Here is a 26,580-nt window from a genome sequence, read left to right as displayed (position 1 = left end):
ATCAGGTGGTAAGGGCGTATTTCAGCACATCTGAGGACTTGTTCGGAGAATCCCTAGCCCCTCTGTTAGTTTTACAATGAAGTTTTGATCAATAATAGGCTTTCGAGCAATCACATCAATCTTGAGATGTTTCGCTTTCTGGCTGACTCTAAACTCGAATTCATCTGTAGAAATATCGAGCAAAGTAAGTGTTGAGTACCCATCACTGGTTTCATACTTGTTGAAGGGTAATTGGAACTTCCCAAGAATGATAATTTCTGCCTGAGCCATATCGAACGGCTTCCTTGGGGTTTTTGAAGTACGGAGACTAGGTATCTTTAGATTAATAATGGTGCCGTGAGAGCCGGTGCGCAGCCCACCGTTTACGTAAAGTCTTGGATATCCCCAAGCATTACCTTTTTCATCTATAGCACTAAGCGAAAAATATTCACTTTCTTGTACAATTCCGTTACTCCGATCAAAGAACAGCCGCATCATGCCGGCCATATCAGACTTTTTGTCGGCATCGTACATATTTAGGAGCAAAGTTCCGTCAGTTTGCAAAGCAATGCTTCCTGGCCCCCGGAACGAAAATGGCGAATTGTCGGAATTCTGGGTGATTCTTATATCAAAGCATTCGATCGTTAAGGTTCTCTCAACAAGCTCTTCAATATTGGACTGGTTAAAGTTCACTCCGATCATCCCTGTGCGATAGAAATAAAGTATTCAGTATTGCACACGAAAACCCTTCTTATCCCTACGACGTTATTAGGTGCTAACTGGCCTGTCAGTCGTTTTCCTGCGCAGCGCTCACCGGTCGCCCTGGTCGATTTTCATCGGACCGACGTAGCCCGCCTACCTTCCGCCGATATACTGTTTATTCGTACAGTATACTGGGGGCAGACGAGGGTAAGGGTGATGAACCAGGAATACGTTGAAGTGCCGGCCGACAAGTCCAGGGCGATCGCGCTGTGGGAAGTCATGCTGCGGGAAGATGTCGCGTTGCTTGAGAACCCCGGAGCCCACCACAAAGCTCTGCTGACTCAAGCACACGCTCTGCACCGAGCTCATGTGATCGATCGGGATGATCTCAGCGACTCCTGGAGCAGGCCGATGGAGCATTGGCCTGTGCGGTGGAAGCGCTGCTTGACCGTCAAAGTGGCGAGTAGGTAGGGGCTGTCTCATGCATATGCTTGTTTCCCCCCATGCCGGCGCATGGCATATTCGCTGGATGTATATCTGCCGACTATGACAGGCCGGTATAGGCCCCCTGCCGGACGATTCGGTGTGTTGATCGCATGGAGAAACCCAGACTCGCTAGGTTTCTCAGTGTGCGCAAACTATACAGCCGTCGCCGCACTATCATCTTGTCTGGTGCTAGCCCTCTTGCGAGCAGTATTCTTGTCAATACCATTTTTACCGACGGACTTCTCAGCCTTTTTCTTAGCGGCTTTTACGGCCTCCTTCTGAGCGACTATCGCAAGGTAAGCAGCCGACTCAGGAATATGCATCAGCTTAACGTCGTATCCGTATGAGGAAATCGTTTTTCCACATTTCTGAAGCGTGACCTTGCTGAAAAAAGGGATATCCAGTTCGACATTCACAGGGCCATCTATTATTGCGTAAACCACGTCATTACCTTTATCTTCGAAGGACTCCGGGACTGCCGCTATTCCTTGTTTAATCAACTGTATATTCACGTCTTTTACAAACTCCCGCTCTCTGACCATAAGCGAGGACGCAACTAATCCCTGAGCAAGTAAGTGACTCAGTGTTGACGAACCACGACCTCGCTTAACGTGTACGAATTCGCCTCTACCTCCAGGCTCTCTTGCCTTGTAGATATCGCACACTTCGATCTTGTCATAACTACCGCCGAACCTAATCAGCTGTCTATCAAGCATTCGTGCGAGGCATGGGCTCGCGCACATACATCTTCATTATATGCACCTTCGCCAACGTGATCGTATTCCATGAAAGGGCCGACGAAAGGCTTTCGCGGCAGCTCAGAAAAATACTTTTCAATCATGGCCTGAAACGACTTTTCCACCTTAAACTAACTACCTACGTTTAATATAAATAATTCCGAGTCATGTTTAACCTCGGCATAAAGACATTTAAACGCATTAATATTCTCGGAGGAGCACCATCCGCAAACCTCATCAATATTTCTCGGTGCTTGATGGTGTCCAGTGTTGCATTTTTACGTAACGTAAAAAGGAATTTTTCGAGATTTAAAACTGTTTCAATCTCGTTATCTCCGGCGCCCTTGCGATAAGCAAAGCCGGTTACACCACTCCAATCGATAATATCAGGTATCGCAAGCCACATATCTTTTCTTTCTGGTGAGTTAAGAGCTTTCCAAAGATGCCTCTCTAGTTTATCGATAAGCTCCTTATTTTTAACAGGAGTAAATTTTCAACCCATGAACATTCACTTTGATGTCCGGCAGCATCGGGGGCAAGATAGTCCTTAGAGGCCGCGCGCTCCAGGGCTAACTTAAGAAAATCTTTCAAGCCTGAAAGCTCTACTGAAACTGACGTCTTGAAAGAGTCAATGCCGGCTATCAGCGTCCCAAGCGTCTCTGAGTATTCGGCCTTTGTAAATCCTACTAGCCCTCTCAACAGATCCTGTTCGGCATTAATCATATAGTCTGAGACAGAAGCAGGCTTAACGGTTTGCGTCCTACTTATCCTAGGTGATGCATCGAAAGTTTGACGATCAATTGAGGCAATTTTTCCAGGGGCCACGCTATTAAGGAAGGTCTGAAGTAGCCAGCGATTTTTGATGCCCTCGCTGCATGAGGTTCAAAAAATTCCAAGTCGGCCGAAAACAGCCCCTTCCTGTCTTTAATTCACGGTTCTTTCCTCTGATCGTGCTGTTTCAGGGCGATCGGCCCGCATTACAGGCGCACCTCACTTGCACTCAACAAGCGTTTTCGCACCATCCACAGATTCGACAATGCGAACAATATCGTCTGCTGAGCGATGTTTTTCGCCAAACCGCGAAAGCGCACTTTCGTATAACCAAACTGACGCTTGATCACTCGAAAAGGATGTTCAACTTTAGCCCTGACTTGCGCCTTGGCGTATTCGATCTTGCATCGCATGCGAGCGATCAAACACTGTTTTCCATGCTTCTTGTACGTGCTGGGCCGGGCGGCAATCGACCAGATCATTGTTCGGTTCTGATGTTCCGTGCGCTTGTCCACACCGGTGGAACCCGCATCGCCTTTCGGATAATGGGGCTTGATCAACGCAATCAAACCCTTCCAGGGCACCACCTGATCCATCTCGATCAGGAAGCGCTCGCGGCGGGTCTGCTTACGTTTACCGGCATATTCGGCATCGGCGAAGGACAGCTGTTTCATCGAGGCTCAACCGTACGATTCGTATGAGGTGAGTATTTCACCAGAGATGGAAGTCTTTTTCAGAGTTTCCCTAGTTAGGAATGGCACCTGAAGTGTAGCGCAAACAGCACACTAGCGAGATGTACGCCGCCGTTGGAGGGCTAGTATCAGTACCGCGCACTTCATCGAGCCAACGGAGTGCCCTGATCAGCGCGGGACCGCTACAACTATTGAGCTGCCATGCTTACAAATTGCCCAGCCAACGCCAATGTTAAAAAACCCGCCATAACGGAGGGCAAATCTTTTTTCATCAAATTATCCTTAGCTTGATCTCTTGCTTTGGTCAAAGCTGCAGACTGCTGCTTCATGAATTCAACTTTACTGAGCGCCTCCGTCAAGCTCCCGACAGGATCGTTCAAGTTCAATTGCGGTATATCATGGAGGTTGCTGTTTCGAGTGTTCTTTATTTGTCCGAGCACACGTAAGTCCGAATTCATATCGCCAAATAACTTGAGATGGATGGCCAGAGCGACAACTTCCCGAGCCAACCCGAGCACCGTGTTCGATTCTCGCCCTGGTGTATGCTCCAACATCAACTTGCCGGCAGCATAGACATTGCTCAACACTGCCAACAACAGCATGTATTTGTAGCCACTTATCAACTTGCTGGCCATACCCAAGCTCGGATCGACATCATCCGGGCGCTGGTGAATTCCGTTCATTGCCTTCATTTGCCCTTGCAAGCTGTGCAGTTGCTCTTGAAGCTCCAGCACAGTGACAAGCCGCACGCCTAAGGATCCACTTGTGGTGCACGGCAAAAGGGGCGTTGCAAATCCTTGGCTTTTGGCGAACTCATCTATATGCCGCGGGGTAGTAAAGGTATCTTGCTCGGCAAGCCGTTGCAAGGTGGCAATGTGGTCAGGAAGACGATTGATGAATCGTGCTGGCTCAGCTGAGTTCTGGACATCCAGGATGTCGTTAATGATTTCCTGGCTCTGCCGCTGAGCAGGGCTAAGCGGACGTGGATTAGAGTCAATACTGTCACTGGAACGATTAGCTGAATAGTTCGTGGATATGCTGAGGGGTTGAATGGGCATTTTCAAAAACTCTCGAGATTCATTAATGAATAGCTTGAGTGGTTTTCACACTCATTGGGTTCCATAGCGCGCTTCATCGCCAGTGAAAAAGCCCCATGAAAGACAGGACACCGTTTCCCCCTTACGATAAGGGATAGGCAAACGGTTATGTTTATGACTAACAGCAACGATAAGAGTGGGGAGCTTTTGGGTCAGGAGTGGCGCCGCCACTGGAGCCCAGAGCAAAAGGGTCGTCCAGCGCCTGCATGACGTTTTGGAAGACTCGGCGCTTGGCGACCGGGCCGTTGTCCAGATAAATCATCTTCGGACGACCTTGAAAGGGGAAAGTGGGGTCAACCTTGGGCGCCATAGCGTTGAACAGGAAACGCAGCGCAGACTCAGCGTCCTCACCGTATACACAGCGGTATTCCTGATAAGCCACACCACTGCGGTCGTCCACCACACTGAACAGCATCAGTGTCGGCATCCCCCTGCTCGGATCGATCCAGTCCGGTTTGTCGATGTGCTTAAGGTCGGAGGGTGACAGGTCAAACTGCCAACAGTCGTTGCTGTTTTCCGCTTGAAAACGTGTGGCCGGTGGCTGTCGTAATAGTCGGGACTGACCCAGGTGCCAGCGATTGATATATTCGTTTGCCGTACTACGGGTCAACACCCCCTTAGGCACTTTGACCAGGCCCTGTTCCGTTGCTACTCCATAGTCTTCCAGCAGCTCAATAGCGCGACGGGTAGAGAGGTGTCGCCCCTGCTTATTTGTTGTACGGAGTTTTAACGCAGCAATCAGCTCGCAGTAGCGCTCCAGCTCGGCCTTCTGCAACACACGGGGGTTGCCGTGATCGGCCCGCTGGGCCGCATGGGGTTTATGAATGATGTTCAGTGCTCGATACACGGTACTGGGAGACACCCCGTACAAATCCGCTATCGCGGCCACCTGGGCAGTTCGTTCCGGGCTTCTTTTAGGCAAGCGATCAAGTCGTTGCCGTAATTGCAGCAACGATTCGACAGGTATGGAATTACGCCTGGCTTCCATGCTGAGCCAATACTCGATACACCGAGGCACGACCGACGCCAAGCCTTCGGGCAATTTCTGTGGCGCCTAGTTTTTCTTCAGCCTGCAAGCGCTGCACTTCGAGAGGATCAATGGACGGTTTACGACCCCGGTAGACACCTCGAGCTTTAGCTTCAGCAATTCCTTCGAGTTGGCGTTCACGTCGCAGGTTAGTTTCAAACTCTGCGAAAACACCCAGCATGTCCAAGAAGGCTTTCCCTGCTGCGCTCAGGGTGTCAATTGGCTGCTCAGTCGCCTTGAGGCTAACGCCACGCTCTTTTAGCATGTAAACGATGTCTTGAAGATCCTTGATGCTTCGTGCAAGTCGGTCAATGCGTGTCACTACGAGCGTATCGCCAGGGCGCAGAAAATCGAGCAGCGTCTGCAACTCCGTTCGCCCCACCCGGCTTGCCCCACTTCCTTTCTCGGCACGAACCACATCACAACCCGCGTCGCGCAAGGTTGTTTCTTGCAGCACGAAATCCTGATCGCTGCTGGAAACACGAGCGTATCCGTAAAGCGCCATGGGCAAAGTTTGTCTCGTTAGGCTTTAGAACCTATGAAAGTAGCATGCCAAAGCGAAATACAACCTTATTGAGACAAGAAAACTGTCTCATTCAAACGTATCGTTGAGGTCTACCCATATGGAACAGTACGGGCGGCCGCTCACTTGCAATTAATTCTGGTCGGTCGCGTTGGATTGCAGGTCGAAGCGGATAAATGCAGGTTCATTCACAATTAATCCCGGTTCGCGGGCCGGATAGACGCAATTAATTCCGGTCGAAAAACGCGATGATTGCAGGTCGGCGTGTTTAGGAATGCAGGTCGCTACAGCTAATGCTAGGTCTTTTGTTGCGAATACCAGCCTCATGCCGCTGCCTTAAACCACTTCCAATGAATTGCCTTATGAAGCCTGGAAGCCGCTGTTCCAGAGGGGTTCAGGCATCAAAGTGAGCGGGGTTTCGCGTGAAACGCCGCTCGCCATCACGCATGTCTTCGTCAACGGCGAAGGGGCGCTGCTGCGCACCGTGGCCGACGCGCTCGAATGGTCGTATCGGTGGACGGCGCCGGCGGCACAGAGGCTGCGCTTCGTTCTCGACTTCGCGACGGGGCTGCGCGCCAGCGAGTTGGTCGGCGCCACACTGGGTGCGATCGAGTTCGATGCGCACGGCGCACATTGGCTGCACCTGCTTGGCAAGGGCGCCAAAGCCGGCAAAGTTGTCCTGCCCCCCCGCTGGCGCGCTCCGCCCTGGATCGGTACTTGGTACAGCGGGGCCTACCAACAACTCCTGGGCGCTGGGAGCCGAAGGTCCGGCTCGTCGGCGGGTTCACACCCGATATCATCACGGGCATCTCCGCTGCGCGGTTGTGGCGGGTGATGCGCCGGTTCTTCTTGCAGGCGGCCGAGGTGATCGAGCCGCGCAACCCGGCGCTCGCCGAAAAGCTGCGCCGAGCGAGTCCGCATTGGATGCGCCACTCGCACGCCACCCATGCACTTGAAAACGGTGCTGAACTGACGGCGGTGCGCGACAACCTGCGACATGCGTCAATTGCAACGACCTCCGTCTACCTTCACAGCGACGACCTCAAGCGAGCCCGGCAGATCGACTCGGCATTTGCTGCGCCCACCAGTTAAAGCCGGGTGCACGCAGGCCGCTGTTACTCATTTACGCAGCAATCCTTACGCCTACCCTGCCGGGGATGAGCTCATCCCCGAATCGTCGAAACACATCGCCCACATCGCATCGTCGGTCGCAGCCGGACCCGCGTCGACAACAAATCCGTCCATCAGCCGCCTCGTGGTTCGTCGCTCGTCACAAGCATGATCGGCTTCGCCGAAACCCGCAACCAGTTGCAAGTCATGTCCGCTGCCGACCAGTTCTACTGCCTCGCCTTCTGATCCATTGCCACCTCCCGCGGTTCGCTTCGTTCGCCAGCTGCTAACGCGACGAGCCTGCGGTTGTCCTGAACCGCATGTCGCGGCCGGACGCCCGAACTCCGTCCGCACCGCGCGCGACGCCAACTGAGACCGCGGGGAAAGGCGAGTCCTCGCCCCGCTCGCCTCGGTGCAACAGCACCGGTTGTAAGCGCAGACCCGATCTTTTTCCGACGACAGGTTCCCGTCCCGCGGCGCCAATCACGAAAGTGGAACTCCGACTTGAACCACGCCCCTTTCTGAACCACGCCCGTACGCCTTGCGGATGGTCTCCAGACGCTCGTCATGCGCCTGCTCGGGCAGCCAGATATCTCCGCGGTAGGGACGGCCGGGCCCCGGATCCTGCTTCGACATCAGGATCGAGTGGACCTTGACCGTGAAGTCGCGGCTCCAGGTCTCCTCGGTCGCTGGGTCGTCCCAGTGCAGTTCGAACCGCCCAAGCGCCTCACCCAACGGCATAGAGCAGACCTCCTTCAGCTCCGTCATGCGACCTCCGCCCAGGATGACCAGGGCGTACATCCGCGTGCGCAAGGGGTGCGCCTGCGCGGACTGGAAGGCGGCATACAGATCAAGGAGCATGGGCTCGCAGTCTGGCACGACCCAGCTCGAGATGGAGGTGAAAAAGGAGCTGGCCATCTCGCGCTCGGACGAGGTGTGCTTCCAGTACAGCAGGGGATTGCCGTGAAGCGCCTGCGCCGTCACTTCGGCCAGCATTTCCGGGTGAGCGGCCAGAAAATTCGAAGCTGGCAACATGCGCAGGTCGAGCAGAGTCTTCTGGGACCACGCCGCCAGATCGGCCACAATATCGGTGACCTCGTCTCCCAGGGTTTCGCGCAGAAGCTGCACGGTGGTATTGGCGGCCAGCAGGCTCACAACGTTGAACGAGCACACCGGAGCAAGCTGGTCCGGCTCGAAATGGAAGCGGACGGAAACCGACACCTCCCGGGGCAACGTGGCCGATTTGGCGAAGAAGCCATGGGCCACGCAGGTGGCCAGCTCTTCCCGGGTGATCCGCGTAAACCGCCAAGTCGCCAGCGCCGGCTCATCCATCAGCTTCAAGCGAACTTCCGTGATGACCCCCACCCCGGCGATAGCGCCACCACGCATTGCCAGCAGCAGGGCCGGGTGGTTTTCTTCGTCCACGTCAATGATGCTGCCGTCCCAGAGTACGACCCTGCCGCCCACCACGGACTGACACCCCAGGCCGTATTTGCGCGAGAAGATCAGATCCCACCCGGCAGTGAGGAAGTGCCCGCCCGCGCCGACACCGAAGCAGTCGCCGTGTGGAACCGCCTTGTGGTGCTTAGCAAGGATGTTGATGGTTTGTCCGAGTACGCAGCCCGGCTCCAGGAACAGGGTGTCGCCGGCAATGCGGCGTTGAGTCATGTCCGCCAGATTGAGCATGACGCCGGTGCAGGTCGCACCGTTGAAATAGCCGTGACCACCGCTCTTGACCGACAGCGGCACCTTGTCGTACAGATTCGATTCCGCCATCAGTTGCAGCGTCTGCACTACGCCCCATTCGCTGCGCGGAGAAATGACGACGGCCGGCACGGCAGCCGCACGGTCGTGCATCGCGGCGTTCGCGGGGAAATCCGTACCATTCGTTTCCTCGACCTTAATTCCTCGTACCCTCAATCCGTTCACGAACTCCAGATAGCTGGTTACAGTTTCGCGTGCAGTCATCAGACCTCCCGTAGTGGTAGTAGTTGTAGCGCGCATTTCAGGGCTCTGTCGGGAAAACTTGGCCAGCTCTCCCTAAGTTCTGTAGGTTTTCTTCAATCCACTTGAATCCGTAGTTGTCAGATGCCTGAGAAGTACTACTAGATAAGCCTGCTCGATGCATTTGACGAGGGTAGAATTCCAAGCTTAGCACCGGCTTGCCCTCAGCGTTTGCTGCTGGACGACCCTCCAAATGTGCCAACTGACCTGCGCTATTAACTTTGGCCTGCACATTGTACTGGTTAGCCTGGTCAGGAACATTCGCTTTGTAGCGGTATAGGGTTCCACCCGTAGGAAGGGCTGTTTCCTCAATCAGCCCTTGGGGCTTGAACATGGCTGCCAGTAAAGATTTATCTTGTGACTGAGCAAGCGGCGAAAAGCTTCCGACCGTGATAACGCGATTGTTCAAAGTATACCTATCAGGCACTGTATGAGTGTCTGAGTGAGCGGCTAATTGAATGACTGAATGACTCGCTATCCCACTGGTTTGCGAAGCCGATGAGTCAGGTGGCTGTAGTGAGGGCATCGGGGTAGACGGAGAAGGTGATCCGACTGGTCTCATACAATGAGTCTCCCAAGACGTAAAGATATTCTGTAAGTGGTCTCGGTTAACCTTCTGGTTCCATTAGAGCCTTAAGCGAAAATAGGCGCTAGACGAAATCACTCGCATAAGGAGGCTAGTGTCCTGTATCTAAAATAAATTCTCCGTAAAATTGGCATGCTTTGTCGGTCATCACGTCGTTGGAGGCGAACAGATGAGCGCCCCGGACGATCCAGACGCCAAATCACCATGGTGTATCGCCAAGAATATATATTTGGAAACCAAAAAAAAACTGCTTTGTTCAGTTACAAAAAAGCGAAGCTGAACGATGTTAACTCTTCCCACGTTGTGGTAGAAGAGTACCTCAAGGCCAAAGAAATATATCGGCTAGCTCAGGAAAACATACCTTCCATTTTGAATGTGGATATAACTGCACCAGCGCGAAAAGGAAAAGAGCGCGAGAGCAAAGTTTGATTTTTTGAGTCTACATCTGGTTTTGAATCAAGAGCTTGTCCCTCCCGCTGGACCCGTATCTGGATCGCCGCTGGCATCACGGACATGCGCCGTGGCTTCGACGGCTTGGCAGCATTGGTGCAAACTCAGCTTGAAGCCGACCCGTTCTCCGGTCAGATTTTTGCCTTTCGTGGACAGCGCGGTGACCGGATCAAATTGCTGTGGGGGGCGGCGTCGGGTTGTGCCTGTTTTGCAAACGACTGGAACAAGGGCGCTTCGTCTGGTCACAAGCAACCAGCGGCAGCGTGTCGCTGACGGCCGCGCAGTTGTCGATGCTGTTGGAAGGTATTGATTGGCGCAGGCCAATTCGTACAGCACCCGTCCTCGCGGTCTGACTTGCCGCGCTGAAAAAATCCCCAGTAATATTCGGTCATGACTCTCGTGACCGATTCCCTGCCTAACGATCTTCAAACCTTGAAGGCCCTGGTCTCTGCTCAGCGGGCAGAGATTGAGCGGTTGAAGATGATGATCGCCAAGCTGTGTCGCGCGCAGTTCGGTCGCAGCTCCGAGCAACTGGACGCGATGATCGACCAGCTTAAGTTGAGTCTCGAAGAGCTGCAAATCAGCCAGACTGAACTGACGCCGCCAACCGAACCGCCACCTCGCGTGGTCTCTCGGCGCAAGCCGTTACCCGAACATCTGCCTCGCGAAATCCATGTGCATCAGCCCGAGTCGCAATGCCTTGGTTGCGGCGGGAAGCTTCGCCATTTGGGTGAGGACGTGGCTGAAGTGCTGGAGTACGTTCCGGCACGTTTTAAGGTGATTCGCCATGTGCGTCCGAAGCTGGTGTGTCGCTGCTGCGAGCGCCCAAGTGCCCGCGCCGAGTCGACCGATAGCCCGAGGCCTTGCAGGCCCGGGGTTACTGGCCCATGTGCTGGTGTCCAAATTTGTCGATCATTTGCCGTTGTATCGGCAATCCGAGATCTACGCTCGCGAGGGCGTGGATTTGGAGCGCTCAACTCTGGCCGACTGGGTCGGCCTGAGCAGCCAACTGCTGCGACCACTGATCAACGCCCTTGAGCGTCATGTCATGAACGGCCATAAAGTCCATGCCAACGACACGCCGATTGGCGTGCTCGCGCCGGGTAACGGCAAAACCAAAACGGCTCGCCTGTGGACGTACGTGCGCGACGACCGACCTGCCGGTTACACGACGCCGGCGGCGGTATGGTTTGCCTACTCGCCGGATCGCAAGGGGCAGCATCCCCGCGCCCATCTCAAGAGCTTCAGTGGGATCTTGCAGGCTGACGGCTACGCCGGTTTTACTCAGCTGTATGCCACGGGCACCATTCAGGAAGCCGCATGCTGGGCTCACGTCCGTCGCAAGTTTACGATGTCTACAAAGACTAGGCTTCACCACTTGCCGCCGAGGCGTTGCAACGGATAGCGGCCCTGTATGCCATCGAAAGCGAGATTCGCGGGCAACCACCCGATCAACGAAGGACCGTTCGACAAAGCCGGACAAGCCCACTGCTTGAACAATTAAACGCGTGGCTCAGCCAGACGCTGACTCAACTGTCGAAAAAATCGGCGTTAGGCGGTGCGATCCTCTATGCCCTCAATCGGTGGCAGGCGCTAACGCGCTACTGCGATGATGGCCGGATCGAAATCGATAACAACGCCGCGGAGCGGGCGCTGCGCGCCGTCGCGTTGGGTCGCAATTATCCGCAGTCGGAAATTATGCTCAGTTCGCCCCTACCCGGTTTCGTGATCGCATACCCGCCTGCTTTTCGGGTCTCCTGGCGCGTTTCGGACACGCCATAATTTTCGGTGGTTTCCTGTAGAGCCCGCCCTCTTTACAGGAGCACACCATGCCTGCGGATCAATATCTGGCGAGACTTTCTTGCCGCCAAGAATTCAATAACAGCCCGCTCAGCGCCACCATCACCCTTTACGTCGAAGCCCTGCTTACCCAACGCTACGCTAAGTCCACGATCCGCCTCTATCTGCATGCTTTGGCCCGCTTCGGCCATTGGATGAAAGGCGAAACGCTGTGTTTGGAGAACATCGATGCAGCGCTCACCGAGCGCTTCATACGTGAGCATTTACCTGTCTGCACCTGTTCTATGTCGTTGCATTCTGGTGTGGCCGATACCCGGGCGGCACTCCGGTACTTGCTGAAGCAACTGGCACAGCAGCGTCCAGTGAAATCACTCGGAGATGATCCGATCACTGCCGAGCTTGGCCGGTTTGACGAATACCTTCAGAACATCTGCGGCGTGGCACCTCAAACGAATGCTCGTCGATGCAAAGATGTCGGGGCACTTCTCATTCACTGCTTCGGAGCCGAACCGCTTGTTCTATCACCACTGTCTGGCGCCCAGATTGATGCGTTTCTGGCTACATCGATCCCACGCTTGCGACCGGCATCGCTGCGGGTGGTGTGCAACAATTTGCGTAGCTATTTTCGTTTCCGTGCCTTGCTAGGGGAGTCGACCGACGCACTCTCGGCGGCGCTCCCGAGGGTCGCTGACTGGCGGCACGCCACCTTGCCCAAGGCACGTTCGGACGCCCAGCTGGAGGCGTTTCTCAAGGCGTTCGATTGCTCAAATCCAGTCGAACTGCGTGACTACGCCATTGCACGCTGCCTGCTTGACCTTGGCTTGCGTGGCGATGAAGTGGCCCACCTGACACTGAAGTCGGTCGACTGGCGCAATGGCACGCTTACGCTCGACACCAGCAAGAGCAAACGCGTACAACAATTGCCTCTCCCAGTGCCCACCGGCGAGGCGATCGCCCGCTATCTGCGATACGGACGACCGCAGACAACCGACCGCAATTTGTTCGTGCGCCACCGAGCGCCCGCCGACACACCGCTCAGCGTGGCAACCATCCGTAACGCCATGAATCGCGCCTTCGTCCGCTGCGGCTTGCGTGATCAGTTCTGCAATACCCATGTCCTCCGTCGAACCACGGCAACCCGTCTGCAGCGCGCCGGGGCGTCGGTCAAGGAAATCGCCGACCTGCTGCGCCACCGAAGCATTGACACGGCAAGCGCCTACGCCCGCGTCGACCTGGAAGGTTTACGCACCGTCGCATTGCCCTGGCCCGGGAGTCGCTCATGAAGACGCCGATCTCCTGGATGTCACACGTCGAGGCGTATTTGGTGCATCGGCGCGGCCTCGGATTCAAGCTGACGATCGATGAAACGCAGCTCAGATCATTCGCCCGCTTCGCTGACAAGATCAGCACTGCGGATCATCTGACGGTGGCGCTTGCCGTCGCATGGGCCCGCTCTTCACGGCGTCCAAACCCACTCACTTGGGCGCGCCGCATGGAGGTTCTGCATGGTTTCGCTCGCTTCTGCCTGCGTTTCAATCCGGCCACCGAAATTCCACCACACGGTCTCTTCGACTCTGCTCACCGGCGGCTACCCCCCCCCACATCTACACGGCGGCGGAGCTGGTCGCGCTCCTCAAGGCTACCGATGATCTCATGCCGATCAACGGGCTGCGCGCCTTAACCTGCCGGACTGTATTTGGATTGCTGGCCGCAAGTGGACTGCGTATCGCCGAAGCGCTTGTGCTTACCCGCGCCGACGTTGACTTAGAGGCCGGAGTACTCAACGTCCAGGAGGCCAAGTTCCATCAGCGTCGTCTGGTGCCACTGCATCCGAGCGTAACCGAGCAGCTGCGCGCATATGCCCGGCGGCGCGACCAAGTCGTGCCTCAGCCTGCCTGCGCACAGTTCTTCTTGCGCGATGATGGCCTCCCGGTCAATCAGCGCGCAGTTCTGTACTCCCTGCAGACGCTGTGCCGGAAACTTGGCTGGCAGCCGCGCGGTGACCATGTACATCACCGTCTGCGCGATCTGCGTCACACCTTCATCGTGGGTAGCATGCTGCGCTTCTACGAGCAGGGCATCGATGGCGAGCACGCCGTATTGGCGCTATCGACGTATGTGGGGCATGCCAAGGTAAGTGACACCTACTGGTACTTAACCGGTGTGCCGGAACTGATGTCGATTGCGGCTGAACGCTTCCACCGTTATGCATTGGGAGCATCGCAATGAACCCCTTGCTGGCCGATCCTGCCGAATTTTCTGCCTTGCTCCAGCGCTTCTTTGCCGAACGCCTCATACAACAAAAGAACGTGAGCCCGAGAACGGTGACGGCTTACCGTGACACGTTCCGTCTGCTGCTGCGCTACGCCGAAAGCGAGAGGGGCAAACCGCCCGCCAAGCTGACGCTGAACGACTTCGATGCGACATTGGTGCTCGACTTCCTGGCCCATCTTGAAGTCGAGCGCCACAACTCGGTGCGCAGCCGCAACGCACGCTTGGCAGCCGTGCGAGCCTTTGCCAATTACGTGGCCTTGCAATGCCCGCCAGCTCTGCAGCTGGCCCAGCAAATTTTGACCATCCCGATGAAGCGCTTCGACAAGCCGTTGCTCGGGTTCCTCTCCCGCGAAGAGGTTCAGGCACTGCTCGCCGCACCCGATGCCAATACATGGTGTGGCCGGCGCGATCGTATCCTGATCGCGCTGCTCTACAACACGGGGGCCCGCGTCTCCGAGTTGATCGGTATCCGCGTGGCTGACGTGACGTTGGAAGCCACGCCCTCGGTGTGCCTGCACGGCAACGGGCGTAAGCAGCGAACCGTGCCGCTGTGGAAGGAAACGGCCGTCGAGATCCGTCACTGGCTGCAGTACGTTGGTTTGCGGGCGGAGCAGCCCCTCGTACCCAGCCGACGCGGACTGCCAATGACGCGCTCGAATGTGGCTGAGCGAATTGCCTTGGCTGTCACTGCGGCGATAAATAAGTGTCCCCAGTTGCAACAACGCAAGGTGTCACCGCACACGCTACGTCACACGACAGCCATGCACCTTCTGCAAGCCGGGGTGGATATCACCGTCATCGCTCTATGGTTGGGCCACGAAAGCCCAGTCACCACCCACGGTTATGTCGAAGCCGATTTGGCCATGAAGGAGCGTGCGCTGGCCACCATCGGCCCACCCCAAACCAAGCGCACGCGCTATCGTCCGACTGACGCCCTGCTGAAGTTTCTGGAAAGTCCCTGAAATTATGCAAAGTCGGCAGTGGTGGGCAACCAGACGCGCTGCCGCCGCCGCCGCATACCCGACATAATTTCCGACTGCGGATAATTGCGTTTATGCCAAGCTTGGCATAAACGCAAAAATTACCTGTTTGCCGGTTCCGATGCCGGCGGCGAACGGGCTGCTGCGATTTACAGCCTGGTGTGTTCGGCCAAACTCAACGACCTGAACCCGCAAGCCTATTTGACACACGTGCTGGAGCGCATCGCTGACCACCCGATTAATCGGATCGACGAACTGCTGCCCTGGAACGTTTCTCTCACCTCCACGGAACTCTGCGAGGCTGCCTGATCCATGGTCAAAACTGTTCGTTTGCTAAAACCCGAACCTGACTTGCTGTTACTGCACATTGAATTGAAGTGGATCGAACCTGCCATTTGGCGCCGCGTGGCAGTGCCCGAGAACATCACGTTGGGCAAATTGCACACTGTGATCCAGTTCGCGATGGGCTGGGAGGGAGGACATATGCACGAGTTTGAAATTGCCGGTGAAAATTACGGCATTCCCGACCCCGATGGGTGGGGTCCACCCGTGAACCCGGAGACCCGCAAGACTCCGATCAAAGCGTTATCCGGGAAAAAGACGTTTCGCTATCTCTATGATTTCGGCGACGGCTGGGATCATCGGATCAAAGTCGAAAAGAAATTGCCCGCCGGGGCCTGTCCTGGTGCCCTATTGCAACGACGGCGCTAATGCTTGCCCGCCGGAAGACATTGGCGGTGGGCCGGGTTATGCCGACTTCCTTGAAGTGATGGCTGACCCCAACCACCCGGAGCATGAAGACATGCTGGAGTGGCATGGCGGTACCTTCGATCCAACGGTTTTCGAATGGGAGCGCGTCAATCAATGGTTGAAGGATATTAAGGTCTGAGTTTCAAGGCGGTGTAGTTCGGACGCTTACCGATCAGTCGCGCGCACTGGTTGCTGATCTCGATTTCGATATCGGTTCGACCGGTCAGTTCTTTCTTGCCCCCGACCTGGGCGATGGCCGAGCGTAGCTGGTGATAGGACTCGATGCGGTTTTGTGAGCGGTGCACGTTACGTTCCAATTGCGGATTGCGCAGGTAACGCAGTGTGTAAAAGATCTGGTGGAACAATTCGACGCCAGACCCAGCGAAATCAAAGCATTGTTCAGCAACATGCTCGATCCAGCGCGAGCCGCTGAGTTACGCGACAAAATGCTGGCAGCGGGGTTGCCGATTTAACGTAGCGAGTCACACGTTAAGCGGCTTGCCAGCTATCTAGGCGGGTTGTGGGTTATGTGTACTTCCTGCTCCGTTGTTCCCAACCGGCTAGTTGCAATTAATGTGAGCCTGCGCAAATGGAATGCAAGCACGTGCCGCTGGATGCAAGCTCATTCGCAATTAATCCAGGTTCGTGGGGCCGGATAGACGCAATTAATTCTGGTCGAAAAACGCGCTGATTGCAGGTCGGCGTGTTTATGAATGCAGGTCGCTACACCTAACTGGGATGACCTCCACATCTGGATAGATGCCGTGCTCCACCGAGTAATCCATCATGGCCTGGATCTGGCTGACGCTGCCAGTGTTCGAACCGTAGACGTAGACCTTGACCAGGGGCACGTTCGGCAGCGCCGAGGTGGAGATTTTGGGTGTCTCGGCGGTCGGCGGCAGGCCCAGCACGGCCATCTCGCCGCCCAGCCGGATCATCTTCAGATACACCAGCGGATCGTGACCCGAGGGGATGGTGTTGATGATCATGTTGAGGCTGTTGTTCAGCCCCTGCAGCTCGGCCGGCCGACTCACGTTGACATACTTGATCGCGCCCAGCCTGAGCGCGTCCTGCCGCTTGTCCTCGGTAATATCGAACACGGTCACCTGCGCACCCAGCGCCATGGAAAAACCTGCCAGCCCACACTTCAGCCCACACCATGGATGAAGTATTGCTTTTTCGACCAACGGCTAATTTTTCGAATGGTCTCTTGCCAACACCTACAGGCCTGAAGAACGAGTTTAGAGGCAGCTTCCGCAGAAGTGCTGGAACAAAACAGAGGTTGTGATCTCTCTTCGACGCAGCCCAACAAACTACGCGCAAACAAAAACGCCGCTCCGTGAGCGGCGTTTTTTACGTTTTGGGAGCGGAAACGAGACTCGTATCTGGCGTCCGACCCATTGAAATCTAAGGGGTTTCTTTTATTCCTGAGGCAGGAAGGACTTGATTCTGGACTTGTTTTTTGGGTTATCAAGAGCTGTGTGGAGCAGCCGGGTGGCCAGGTAGCCCGCGCTGAATGAATCACCGGCGGCCGTGGTATCGACCGCCCTGTCGACAGTTGTCGCACAGACTTCATGCAACGCGATGTCGTGCTGGACCAGACAGCCCTGCGCGCCACGTTTGATCACCACTTCATTTACACCCATCTGCCGATAGTGACTGAAGGTCGACTCGATGTCGGTTTCCTCGAACAGCGCCTGCTCATCGTCCAGGATCAGCAAGGCCAGATCCAGATGCGGCAGCAGCCGTTGATAGGTGTGTACCGCGTGCTGACGGTCGCGCCCCAGGCGAGATCGGTATGCGTCGAAGAAAAAAGCAAACGGCCGCAGACCTTCAATTTCCTGGGCCGCTACCTGAAAAAACCGCGCGTTTCGGGCAGCCGGTTAGCGCACCCCACCTCCAGTGCGACTTGAGCTTCACCTACTTGGATCATCGCACGCAGACCTATCAGCAGGAATCGTTGAACCAGGCCGACATGCTGCGCCGGTGATTCAGCACATCCCGGAAAAGCATTTCAGGATGATGCGGTATTTTGGCACTTTAGGTGCAGGCGACGTGGACTCAAACGCCCAACTCCTTCATGCGGTGATACAACGTACGTCTTGGAAGATCGAGTTCCTGACCCACCGCCTCGAGGCTGTGCTTGTGTCGTTTGAGCGAGTCCTTGATCAACATTTTCTCGACCACTTTCAGCTGGGACTTCAAGTCAGACATCGGATCGCGCGCCTCGATCCGCTGTGTTCCCAATATCGGGAAGCCGAGCACGTAACGCTTTGCGGCGGCCTTCAGCTCACGGATGTTGCCGGACCAGTCATGACTCAACAATACCTGCACCAAGTGGCTGTCCAGCACCGGCGCTGCCCGTTCGAAGTGGGCAGCCACGGCATGGGTGAATTGGTCGAATAGGGGCAGAATCTGCTCGCGACGCTTGCGCAAGGCGGGCAGCTGGATCGTCAGCACATTAAGCCGAAAAAACAGATCGCGTCGGAAAAGCCCCTGTTCCACCAATTCATCCAATGGACGTTGCGAAGAAGCGATTACGCGAAAGTCCAAGGGCACAAAGGTGGTCGAACCCAAGCGTTCAATACCACGGGTTTCAAGGATGCGCAGCAGCTTGGCCTGCAAGACCAGCGGCATGCTGTCAATTTCATCGAGATACAGCGTACCGTTCTGAGCCGCCTCGATATAGCCCATTCTAGACCGGGTTACCCCAGTATAAGCGCCGTTCACCACGCCGAAGAGCTGACTTTCAGCAAGCGCTTCGGGGATCGCGGCACAGTTGATGCCCACGAAAGAGCCTGTCCGATCAGACAATTCGTGAATATGTTTGGCCAGGGTGTCCTTACCGGTTCCCGTTTCACCACACAAGAGCAAATCCAGTTTTACGTGGGCGGTACTTATTGCAATTTGATGAACATCCATTGCAGTTGTATCACCCTGCAAGTCGAAGCTGCTTATAACGATTCCTTCGTTCATAGATATTTCTCGCGCTGGGCAAGCGGGACTATTAATAGCATGCTTATAAAAGGCAGCAATATCTAATTTTAGTTCCCGGGCGCCAGACGGCCGAGTTGACGCGCCAAACGCGCGATGGCACTTTGATTCCACCCTAAGGGATTTAAGTTGAATGATTATTCAAGTTCCTTTCCAACCCCAGTGTTTCGCCTCAAAATGACGGATTCGACTTGTTGATTAAGTGATTTTTTTTTGCTTTTAATATCAACAGGTTAAAAACATATATCAACCGCGCTAATACTTTTCACTATAGCCCATTTCAATTCATTTTAATGCCGGCATCGGAGGACCTACTGATAACGGTATTTCAATACCCACCCTACAAACATTTCACCGCCTGATTTATGCCTCCGCAAGCGACAGTTATGCGACAAAAACAGAATGAACGCCATGCCGTACGGCTCGATAATTGATGGATCTTAGTTATACCTATCTGATCTTTGTCGCAACAATAAACGCTGACTTGTAGAGCACCCATTAGTGACTTTCTTAACGCTTTCTTGTTGGTGTATTTGTTTAGAATGCTCTGTTAAACCCTCCCTACTGCTGCATTAAACTTTCTGCCAAGTCTGATATCTGCCCCTGGCCAGCAATCGGCTCCACGCCTTTGCTATTGGGCGCCCCGAGAGGGAGACCCGCCGATTTTACGGTTTTTTGAACGCACAAAAGTTGGCTAAAAAATAACCGTTCCCGTGAATTTTGTCAGATTCAGTTACAGGTAGTCGGTGAACATTTGTCCGGCCATTTGTCGGGAAGACCTTGAGCCGAAGGGAACTATTGTGGACATAGTCGGACGATTAAAACCCATGGTCACATGTATCACTACTGATACAAACACCCCTCACTGCAGCAGCGATCCGTTCGCTATCAGGATCCAACTTCCACTCACAAAGTTGGGGAAGGAAGACTAAAAAAAAACAATTCAGGGCGTCTGGCCGACCGAATACACGACCACTGCCACACTCGTTTTCGAAGCATTCAGCTTGTCGGGTCTGGTCGTTTTTGATGCGGCTGCAGGTCGCTTTTGGGGGAGTATCGACGGCTTCATTTGCACAACGGAAACCGGTTGATCCATCTGCTTTTGCGGTACGGGTTGCACAGCCAGGTCCTCGTCATACATTTTCGACAGGCTGGCGGACAACGTCTGTGCTTTTGCTCGGGGCACCAGCAGGTGTGCAGGACCGCCGAGTGTCACCTTCTTGAGAAACGCCGGGTTAAGCCCCAGCAGTTCGGCTTCTTCGATCCCGGCATCGACGGCAACTTTCGCCAGGTCCACCGGGTGACTGAGTTCGACCACCTCGAAATAAGGCACGTTGGCCACCGGACTCAGCTTGATGCCATAGACATGTGGCTCTCTCACCAGCAGCGACAACGCCAGCAACCGGGGCACATATTCCTGAGTTTCCCGAGGCAGTGTCAGGTGCCAATAGTCGATCGGCAGGCCCCTCTGCTGATTCCGTTTAATGGCCCGACTGACGGTCCCTTCGCCAGCGTTGTACGCGGCCAGTGCCAACAGCCAGTCACCACTGAACCGATCATGAAGTCGCGTCAGGTAGTCCATGGCTGCGTTGCTGGAGGCAAGGATGTCTCGTCTGCCGTCATACCACCCGGTTTGATGCAGATTGAAATCACGTCCGGTCGAGGGAATGAATTGCCATAGCCCCACCGCCTCGCGGTTTGAATTGGCCATGGGGTTGTAGGCACTTTCGATAATGGGCAGTAGCGCCAGTTCGGGTGGCATCTTTCGCTCATCAAGACGCTGCGCAATGAAGTGAATATAGCGGTTAGCGCGGCCGCTGGCGCCCCCTAGGAAAGACGGGTTGCTGACAAACCAGTCACGTTGCTGCTCAATCCTGAGATTGCTCCCGTTGTTATCCAATAGCGTGAACCCTTGCCCCAAACGTGCCCATAGACCTTGCGTGGGATCGCCCGCAATAGCGCTCAGGTTCAAATCCGCGACAGGCCTGAGGCCTACGAGCACTCGAGGAGACCGCGCACTGCCCTGTTCGTCCATGCGCCCCATGGATTGGCAGCCCGCGCACAACGCACTCAGCGTGAGGGCGAGCGCCTGCATCGAGCGCAAAAATTTCTCGTAATCCAACATGTGGGGTAAAAGCGGCAGCATCGACGTGGTCGTCCTGAAAGGGCTCCCTTGTGGGTGACGCCAACGTCGAACGGGTTCCATTAATAGAGAATAGAGGTAGCGGATTGCAATCGAAAACGGTTGGGGTCGCAATCAATGCATTTCATCTTCACGGTCTCGCTCTTTGCGCAGCGGGGAACTGATGCGCGCTTCCCCTATCCGCCATCCGGAGGCACGCATAATGCTGGCGGTGGCGGTGGCGGTGGCGGTGGCGGTTATGGTTTTGAATTTGCCGTCCGACCTCTTCATCTGCTGGACGCAGCCGTGTTTCCCTCTGCCGCAGGGCACTGAGGCGAGTAGTATTTGCCCCTAATCCGGCGGCATGCAGGGCTTTGACGACGGCTTTCCTGGTTTTCAGCTCGCCGTCAGAATTTCTCATGTGTGCCCTGATCTGGTCATCCGTTGCGCCTGGCCGTTTTGGCCGCTTGCCTTGAGGAACCGTCTGCGCAGGATTGTCCGGTGCTTTTTCTGGCGCCGATCCTCGAGTGCGCGAGGAAGACGCCGGGTAGGGTTCGAAGTTGGCTGTTCGAGCGGCGTGGGTCCGGTGAGCACCGGGAATGTCGCTCGACGCGCCAGCTGCCCAACCGTCATGAGAAAACACCATGGATTGGGTGCTGGTCGATGCGCCCGAAGGTAAAGAGGTGCCCGAAAAAACCTGCAGATCGTTTTGAAGAGTCATTGGCTGTGCCAGTTGAACTCCACCACATTGAGCTAACCATTGTCCAGAAATCGGTAGCTGCTCTGAAGGTATATCATCGTTTGTCATGGCGGGAGGGTTAGACAGATTAAGGGATTCGGTTTGTTCAGACGAAATCAGGTGTAAGTCAATGCCGATGATATCGTACTCGGATTGCTCGTTTAATCTGGCGCGAATCGTTAAACGGGCCGACTCTCCACCTAGCACTTTCACTTCTTGGCCGTAGTAAGCGTTTTTCCCTTGGAATGATCGAATGTGCAAAGCGCCATCGGCGATGCTATTACGCGTCAGTAGCGCAAAGAGCTGGTAGTGCCCATCGGGCTGAGCTTCGAGTCGGTCTAAAGCAAGCTGAGTGGTATGGCTGATCAGGGCAGGCGAAAGCGCACCAGAGTGATTATGCTGAGCTTGTGAACCACGCCCGACAGGTATAACAAGGCGTTTCCGCGTGGCCGATGAGGAGAGCGAGGGTAATGACAACCAGAAAAACCAGCTAAGCTTTCAAGGTATTTGTTAGAGGATTGGTCTTCACGTCTTTCTCCACCGCCTTCAAATTTCCGCTCTGCCTTGCCAAAGTCAGTTAAGAATGGCTCGGGCCAATACGACATCTGCAACCAATCAATTCGGTCCGTTAGCCATTGAAGACTCGGTGGCAACAAAAACCCATTTTAGTTCATTTTTTTCCGGAACCGTTGAGCGGATCATTGCCACTCAGTTGTTTTACGGGGAGAGAATCATGAATATTGCCAAAGCAGGTAGCTTAGGAGTGGGTATGAATATCGGCATCATTGGCGGAGGCCCAGCAGGCATTATCAGCGCCATCGCGACTTGTAATGTATTGAAAGATAAAAATATTGCAATAGATATTTACGAGGAGGGCATTCCATTCAAAGGGAGAGCGTTTAATACAGGATCTGGAAACATGTTGCTTAACACAAGCGTTGGGGTCAGTTTTATTGACCCCGCCGCTCAAAACGGCCTGCTGGATTACGTCAATCAACATGAGAGATTGCAGGTAAGCAGTGGCGACGTAGTGTCAAGAGATTCGGCTGTTGCCTATTTAAGAAGAGAGTTATCTCTTGCGGAATCGCATATCGGGAAAATAAAATTCATTTCCAAAACCGTCAGCAGTATTCATATTGACCATTATAGCCGCCCCTGCATTGTAAATGACGGTGAGCGTACGCCGTATGATGCAGTGATTATCGCTACTGGACTTCCGTTTAAAAAAGCTCCGGCAATGTTCGCTAAAAGAAAAATAATTTCCCCCTACCCTGCACAACAACTGACAGATATCGATAGAGCGGCCTCGATACTGGTCTTGGGCAGCCGGCTGTCAGCCATTGACGCCTTGGCCCATCTGGCTGGGTGTGGACATAAAGGACAGATTGATATTCATTCACCCAGCCAGCTTTTCCCTTCAGTCCGCCATCATGTAATAAAGCCTAAACGTCGCGAATTTCTTGACAACTATTTATTTGAAATCAAAGGCTTACCGGAGGACTATTCGCGTATTTGTTGCATGATAGACATGTTTAAGCATTACCTCTTACAAAATAATGTGCGTTTGGTTGATATTATTTCCGCTGAAGGACGACGCGCGGCAACGCAGCTGGATCATGAAATCAACCTTTGCCAGCAAAATAGAAATGTTTGGGAAGATATCTTGATGGATATGATCGATGGATTGAATATGATCTGGCCCTCTTTATCTTCGACGGATAAAACTCGCTTCAACAATGAGGTGAATCCCTGGTTAGGCAGGATCGCGCACTCCATGCCGCTACGCAATGCGGAAATTATCTCAGAACTGTTCAAAAGTGGTCAACTTCGGATGCTCAGCTCGGATGAGCTTTTAACAACAAATTTAGACGCCTACGGCGCCATTATCAATGCCACCGGCCTTCAGTCAGCAGAGGCAGACCCGCTGTTATCACACTTGGCAAACAAGCAGCTTCTTCAATTTAATGGGAATGGCGGAGTATCTATTAACACTGCTACTCACCGAGTTAGCGACGATTTTCCAATTTACGCTAATGGGTCAATAGTTCAAGGAGGGGTGTTTACCGCTAATTCAATCTACTCAACCAGTTACGGTGCAAAGAAAATAGCTCACGACATCGAGCGATTAGCATCAACCATGAAATACCACCTCACCCAAGCGGGATGATGTTTAACCCATACAGTTTTTTTTGCAGACACGGTGCAGCACCGATACATGGCATAACAAGCGCGGTCAAATTTGCGGATGACGCGAGAATATCCAATGGGTATGAGTGAGATTCGCCCATACTAAGGAAAATCGGGTTGAAAGCCTAATTGCGTGCTTACTCTTGCTTTTAATTATTTCGAGGATACCAAATGGACAGGGTCATTTTTCCTGATGTTATGAGTGTAAATAAAGAGTTGCGGCATCAGTATGAACGCTTCCCGGCTAATGCTATTCGTGCTGCGCTTTTGTGCCCGGAAAACATAGAAAGCTATATTGCATTAGGGGGTTCATTTCGAAAGGCAAATCTTTCAGATTTTGACCGAGAGTTTGTGATACTACGACTTGCTAAACTCAGTGAGTGTGGTTACGAAATCATGCAGCATGCCCATTTGGCTCAGAGTGTAGGGATCACCCCGGACATACTTGACAAGTTGCTTTACGACAAAGGAAACGTATTGGACTCGAAGCAAAATGCACTATTGAACTATGTGGATGCTTGTTTTTTTCACGTCAAAGCATCAGACGGTGTTTTCTTTTCGTTAAAACAATATTATGCCGATGAACAGCTTGCAACGCTGACTTTGTTAATTGGCTTTTATTGGATGACCGCTGTATTGGTGGAAAACCTAGAGGTGCCTTTGGATGCAACACCGACCTCTTGGACCAGGCTTTTGAGCTAAGAAAACTCCGAGGCAGAATCCCCGTCCGCAATCGACAGGATGCTGCTTGTCGTGGCAGACATTGCTGGCGAGAGGGTGGCCAAGAGTATTTAGATAGCCATGGAATACGATCCTGCTCCACCGAGGCAGGGACATCCTGAAAAACGTCAGGACAAAGGCGAGATGGAACTCATACCCGTCAACAGTCCACTGATCTCGGTTGCCAAGTGGAATCTCGACGTTGTGGTTATAGAGGCTGACGGGATCGACGCATGATGACCTCGAACCCTGAACGCAAACCCATCTGCGCTGGGATAGGACACTACGAGCTCGTTCTACAGGTAGCCCGCAGGAACCGTATCTAACCGTCAGCCACTAACGATGCAAATCATCTGTCTGGAGTATCCATGCAAGTCAACCGTCCATCATTGTCGCATCAAGCACCGTTGGATGCGCCTCACAACGCAGCCACCGATGCCACTGCGGCCAGTGGCGCACCCAAGGCCGGCCTCAAGCATCGCATCACTTCGCGTACCGAGGATTATCTGTTGCGCCTGTGTACACACGGCACTGCGCTGCAGAAACAAATGGCTGCCGTCGCCTACAATGCGCTGCAATACAACACATTTATGACCAATCCGGCTCGGGACACCCCGGTGTCCCAGTTCGGCAAAAGCATGACGCTGGGAGAACACAAGGGTATTTTACTGGCTAACTTCATGCCTCATGACGGCAAACTGGAGCTTGTGGCCCTAGGCTTTCGCGCACATCGTTTTTTTGACAATGATGCAGGTAGCATAGACCAAGTGGTGCTGGAGCATGCGCGTGAATTGCCCGAGGTAAAAATCGCCCATTTTCTGGCTGATTTGCCTAGCACCCGAGACCGTCCGGAGCTGCAACGGCCGCATGCCGACCCGCAAGCGCAGCCGCAGCGAACCAATACCGACGAAAGTGCTCATGGCGCCAAGTCCGGACCAGTGCAGCCCTCGTGGGATGATCTCGTTGCTGCGGAACGCAAGAAGATAGCGAAGGACATCAGCTCTGATAAGAAGTCCATGCACCGGGAAATGGCCGAGTGGCTAGCTGAACAGCGCCTCAATGACGGACGTTCTGGCAGCCGCGCGGCGGCGCTGCTCACCGCCCATGCCAGGGTGGCCCGCGTTCGAGTGCAAAAAGGGTTCGGCAATATGATGCGAGTGATCAAACAGCAAGACGCGCCACTCCAGCCCCAAGCGCCTGCGGAGTGGGCCGTGACCAATCCAATGCCAGCAACGCCACCCGGTCAGGAGTATAAGTTTGGCAAGCATGAGTTCGACAATTTCTATGAGGATCACTGGCTGCGGGATCCGGCAAATGCGCCATTGGACACATTCCCGGAACGGCGACCCGCAAGTCTGACCAGCAATGACCTCCTGCAGCAGTTAGGCCAACAGTTGAAATGGAGTTCGGCGGCCACACCAAGCACGTCCAGTTCAGTTCCGTCAGGCAGGCCAAAAGCAATGTTGATGAGTGACGACGACCTTATGCGGCTGTTGCACGAACAACTGGCCGCAAATGCGCGTCACGATAGGCAGAGCCCCGAAGAACTCAAAGGATATTGGCAGTCGCTGCAATCAAACAACGAAAAGCCTGGCACGAGCAGTGCGTCAAGCGCAGGCAGCGATGTCTCGAGTATTTCGTCGAAAGAACTGAACGCTAGGCGTGAAGCCCTGCCAAAAGAGGCACTCGCTTATCTGAATGCAGCCACGAATAGCGACGCAGCCAGTTAAACCCAGCGCCAGCCCTCGCAAAACCTGGACAGAAGCCCTGGTTCTATATGCACCCATCCTTATCAATCCCCCTGAACGCCTTCAGCAGATCAAGTGATGACCTTAGAGCCACTCCTACGC

Annotated in this window: 19 protein-coding genes and 10 pseudogenes; 12 read left to right on the top strand and 17 right to left on the bottom strand. The window is 54.2% G+C overall.

Translation table 11 applies throughout. The features are described from left to right. Nucleotides 1–21: 21 nt before the first annotated feature. From WLY71_RS20950 to WLY71_RS20920, 9 genes and pseudogenes are all read right to left on the bottom strand, one after another. Nucleotides 22–672: a hypothetical protein gene (locus tag WLY71_RS20950; RefSeq protein ID WP_347805051.1), complete on the bottom strand. Its 651-nt coding sequence runs from the start codon at nucleotides 670–672 to the stop codon at nucleotides 22–24. Nucleotides 673–1,319: 647 nt separating this feature from the next. Then, entirely contained in the window at nucleotides 1,320–1,883 is a 564-nt protein-coding gene (locus WLY71_RS20945; protein WP_347805050.1) for a TIGR04141 family sporadically distributed protein, read from the bottom strand. Nucleotides 1,884–2,049: 166 nt separating this feature from the next. Then, nucleotides 2,050–2,382: pseudogene (locus WLY71_RS31425) on the bottom strand (TIGR04141 family sporadically distributed protein); the annotation flags it as partial. After that, nucleotides 2,355–2,768: a DUF6119 family protein gene (locus WLY71_RS31420; protein ID WP_425589946.1), complete on the bottom strand. Its 414-nt coding sequence runs from the start codon at nucleotides 2,766–2,768 to the stop codon at nucleotides 2,355–2,357. The gene WLY71_RS31420 and the pseudogene WLY71_RS31425, both read right to left, overlap by 28 nt. Nucleotides 2,769–2,881: 113 nt before the next feature. Beyond that, nucleotides 2,882–3,208: pseudogene (locus tag WLY71_RS20940) on the bottom strand (transposase); the annotation flags it as partial. A gap of 347 nt (nucleotides 3,209–3,555) precedes the next feature. Beyond that, complete coding sequence (locus WLY71_RS20935) at nucleotides 3,556–4,431, bottom strand: hypothetical protein (protein ID WP_347805048.1); 876 nt, start codon at nucleotides 4,429–4,431, stop codon at nucleotides 3,556–3,558. Nucleotides 4,432–4,660: 229 nt separating this feature from the next. Further along, nucleotides 4,661–5,431, bottom strand: a pseudogene (locus WLY71_RS20930) (transposase family protein); the annotation flags it as partial. Nucleotides 5,432–5,435: 4 nt separating this feature from the next. Beyond that, nucleotides 5,436–5,996 (bottom strand): recombinase family protein, encoded by a 561-nt coding sequence (locus WLY71_RS20925; RefSeq protein ID WP_347805047.1) that lies wholly within the window; start codon nucleotides 5,994–5,996, stop codon nucleotides 5,436–5,438. A gap of 150 nt (nucleotides 5,997–6,146) precedes the next feature. After that, entirely contained in the window at nucleotides 6,147–6,341 is a 195-nt protein-coding gene (locus WLY71_RS20920; RefSeq protein ID WP_347805046.1) for a hypothetical protein, read from the bottom strand. A 67-nt stretch (nucleotides 6,342–6,408) separates the two neighbouring features. On the opposite strand from WLY71_RS20920, the pseudogene WLY71_RS20915 reads away from it, so the two are divergent. Continuing rightward, nucleotides 6,409–7,106, top strand: a pseudogene (locus WLY71_RS20915) (tyrosine-type recombinase/integrase); the annotation flags it as partial. A 501-nt stretch (nucleotides 7,107–7,607) separates the two neighbouring features. Here WLY71_RS20915 and WLY71_RS20910 read toward each other — a convergent pair. Together WLY71_RS20910 and WLY71_RS20905 are read right to left on the bottom strand one after the other, a co-directional pair. Then, entirely contained in the window at nucleotides 7,608–9,092 is a 1,485-nt protein-coding gene (locus tag WLY71_RS20910) for an FAD-binding oxidoreductase (protein WP_347805045.1), read from the bottom strand. 37 nt (nucleotides 9,093–9,129) lie between these two features. Beyond that, on the bottom strand, nucleotides 9,130–9,537 hold the full coding sequence (locus WLY71_RS20905; protein WP_347805044.1) for a hypothetical protein: 408 nt from the start codon (nucleotides 9,535–9,537) through the stop codon (nucleotides 9,130–9,132). Between the two features lie 663 nt (nucleotides 9,538–10,200). Between WLY71_RS20905 and tnpB the strand changes: the two are divergent. The 7 genes and pseudogenes from tnpB to WLY71_RS20865 all read left to right on the top strand — a co-directional run bounded on the left by tnpB (nucleotide 10,201) and on the right by WLY71_RS20865 (nucleotide 16,107). Beyond that, a pseudogene (tnpB, locus tag WLY71_RS31415) lies at nucleotides 10,201–10,517 on the top strand (IS66 family insertion sequence element accessory protein TnpB). A gap of 37 nt (nucleotides 10,518–10,554) precedes the next feature. After that, nucleotides 10,555–11,847, top strand: a pseudogene (tnpC, locus tag WLY71_RS20890) (IS66 family transposase); the annotation flags it as partial. Nucleotides 11,848–11,993: 146 nt separating this feature from the next. Then, the gene (locus WLY71_RS20885) at nucleotides 11,994–13,247 is read left to right on the top strand and encodes a tyrosine-type recombinase/integrase (RefSeq protein ID WP_347805042.1); all 1,254 of its coding nucleotides are present in this window, start codon (nucleotides 11,994–11,996) and stop codon (nucleotides 13,245–13,247) included. Nucleotides 13,248–13,617: 370 nt separating this feature from the next. Further along, complete coding sequence (locus WLY71_RS20880; protein ID WP_347805041.1) at nucleotides 13,618–14,193, top strand: tyrosine-type recombinase/integrase; 576 nt, start codon at nucleotides 13,618–13,620, stop codon at nucleotides 14,191–14,193. Beyond that, on the top strand, nucleotides 14,190–15,200 hold the full coding sequence (locus WLY71_RS20875) for a site-specific integrase (protein ID WP_347805040.1): 1,011 nt from the start codon (nucleotides 14,190–14,192) through the stop codon (nucleotides 15,198–15,200). Before WLY71_RS20880 ends, WLY71_RS20875 begins: the two co-directional genes overlap by 4 nt. Nucleotides 15,201–15,311: 111 nt before the next feature. Continuing rightward, nucleotides 15,312–15,527: pseudogene (locus WLY71_RS20870) on the top strand (transposase domain-containing protein); the annotation flags it as partial. Nucleotides 15,528–15,530: 3 nt separating this feature from the next. Continuing rightward, nucleotides 15,531–16,107: pseudogene (locus WLY71_RS20865) on the top strand (plasmid pRiA4b ORF-3 family protein). A 31-nt stretch (nucleotides 16,108–16,138) separates the two neighbouring features. Here WLY71_RS20865 and WLY71_RS20860 read toward each other — a convergent pair. From WLY71_RS20860 to WLY71_RS20850, 3 genes and pseudogenes are all read right to left on the bottom strand, one after another. Continuing rightward, nucleotides 16,139–16,315: pseudogene (locus WLY71_RS20860) on the bottom strand (Tn3 family transposase); the annotation flags it as partial. Between the two features lie 360 nt (nucleotides 16,316–16,675). Beyond that, a complete protein-coding gene (locus tag WLY71_RS20855) occupies nucleotides 16,676–17,092 on the bottom strand; it encodes a zinc-binding dehydrogenase (RefSeq protein WP_347805039.1) in 417 nt (138 codons plus the stop codon). 297 nt (nucleotides 17,093–17,389) lie between these two features. Then, complete coding sequence (locus WLY71_RS20850; RefSeq protein WP_347805053.1) at nucleotides 17,390–17,710, bottom strand: carbohydrate kinase family protein; 321 nt, start codon at nucleotides 17,708–17,710, stop codon at nucleotides 17,390–17,392. A gap of 87 nt (nucleotides 17,711–17,797) precedes the next feature. Between WLY71_RS20850 and WLY71_RS20845 the strand changes: the two are divergent. Continuing rightward, nucleotides 17,798–18,011: pseudogene (locus tag WLY71_RS20845) on the top strand (transposase); the annotation flags it as partial. An 18-nt stretch (nucleotides 18,012–18,029) separates the two neighbouring features. On the opposite strand, the gene WLY71_RS20840 reads toward WLY71_RS20845, so the two are convergent. The 3 genes from WLY71_RS20840 to WLY71_RS20830 form a co-directional block, all read right to left on the bottom strand. Next, nucleotides 18,030–18,890: a sigma 54-interacting transcriptional regulator gene (locus WLY71_RS20840; protein ID WP_347805052.1), complete on the bottom strand. Its 861-nt coding sequence runs from the start codon at nucleotides 18,888–18,890 to the stop codon at nucleotides 18,030–18,032. A gap of 1,015 nt (nucleotides 18,891–19,905) precedes the next feature. After that, nucleotides 19,906–21,108, bottom strand: coding sequence for a transglycosylase SLT domain-containing protein (locus WLY71_RS20835; RefSeq protein WP_425589945.1), 1,203 nt, complete (start codon nucleotides 21,106–21,108; stop codon nucleotides 19,906–19,908). A gap of 127 nt (nucleotides 21,109–21,235) precedes the next feature. Then, a complete protein-coding gene (locus WLY71_RS20830; RefSeq protein WP_347805038.1) occupies nucleotides 21,236–22,300 on the bottom strand; it encodes a hypothetical protein in 1,065 nt (354 codons plus the stop codon). Between the two features lie 256 nt (nucleotides 22,301–22,556). On the opposite strand from WLY71_RS20830, the gene WLY71_RS20825 reads away from it, so the two are divergent. The 3 genes from WLY71_RS20825 to WLY71_RS20815 all read left to right on the top strand — a co-directional run bounded on the left by WLY71_RS20825 (nucleotide 22,557) and on the right by WLY71_RS20815 (nucleotide 26,460). Beyond that, on the top strand, nucleotides 22,557–23,990 hold the full coding sequence (locus WLY71_RS20825) for an FAD/NAD(P)-binding protein (protein WP_347805037.1): 1,434 nt from the start codon (nucleotides 22,557–22,559) through the stop codon (nucleotides 23,988–23,990). Nucleotides 23,991–24,181: 191 nt separating this feature from the next. Beyond that, complete coding sequence (locus tag WLY71_RS20820) at nucleotides 24,182–24,712, top strand: carboxymuconolactone decarboxylase family protein (protein ID WP_347805036.1); 531 nt, start codon at nucleotides 24,182–24,184, stop codon at nucleotides 24,710–24,712. A gap of 386 nt (nucleotides 24,713–25,098) precedes the next feature. Beyond that, nucleotides 25,099–26,460 carry a hypothetical protein gene (locus WLY71_RS20815; RefSeq protein WP_347805035.1) on the top strand — a complete coding sequence of 454 codons (1,362 nt, stop codon included), beginning with the start codon at nucleotides 25,099–25,101 and terminating at the stop codon, nucleotides 26,458–26,460. Nucleotides 26,461–26,580: the final 120 nt, after the last annotated feature.

It is taken from the genome of Pseudomonas rossensis (genome assembly GCF_039888995.1).
GTDB lineage: Bacteria > Pseudomonadota > Gammaproteobacteria > Pseudomonadales > Pseudomonadaceae > Aquipseudomonas > Aquipseudomonas rossensis.
Note: the sequence above shows the minus strand (reverse complement) of the source record. Positions and strands in the feature narration are given on the sequence as shown.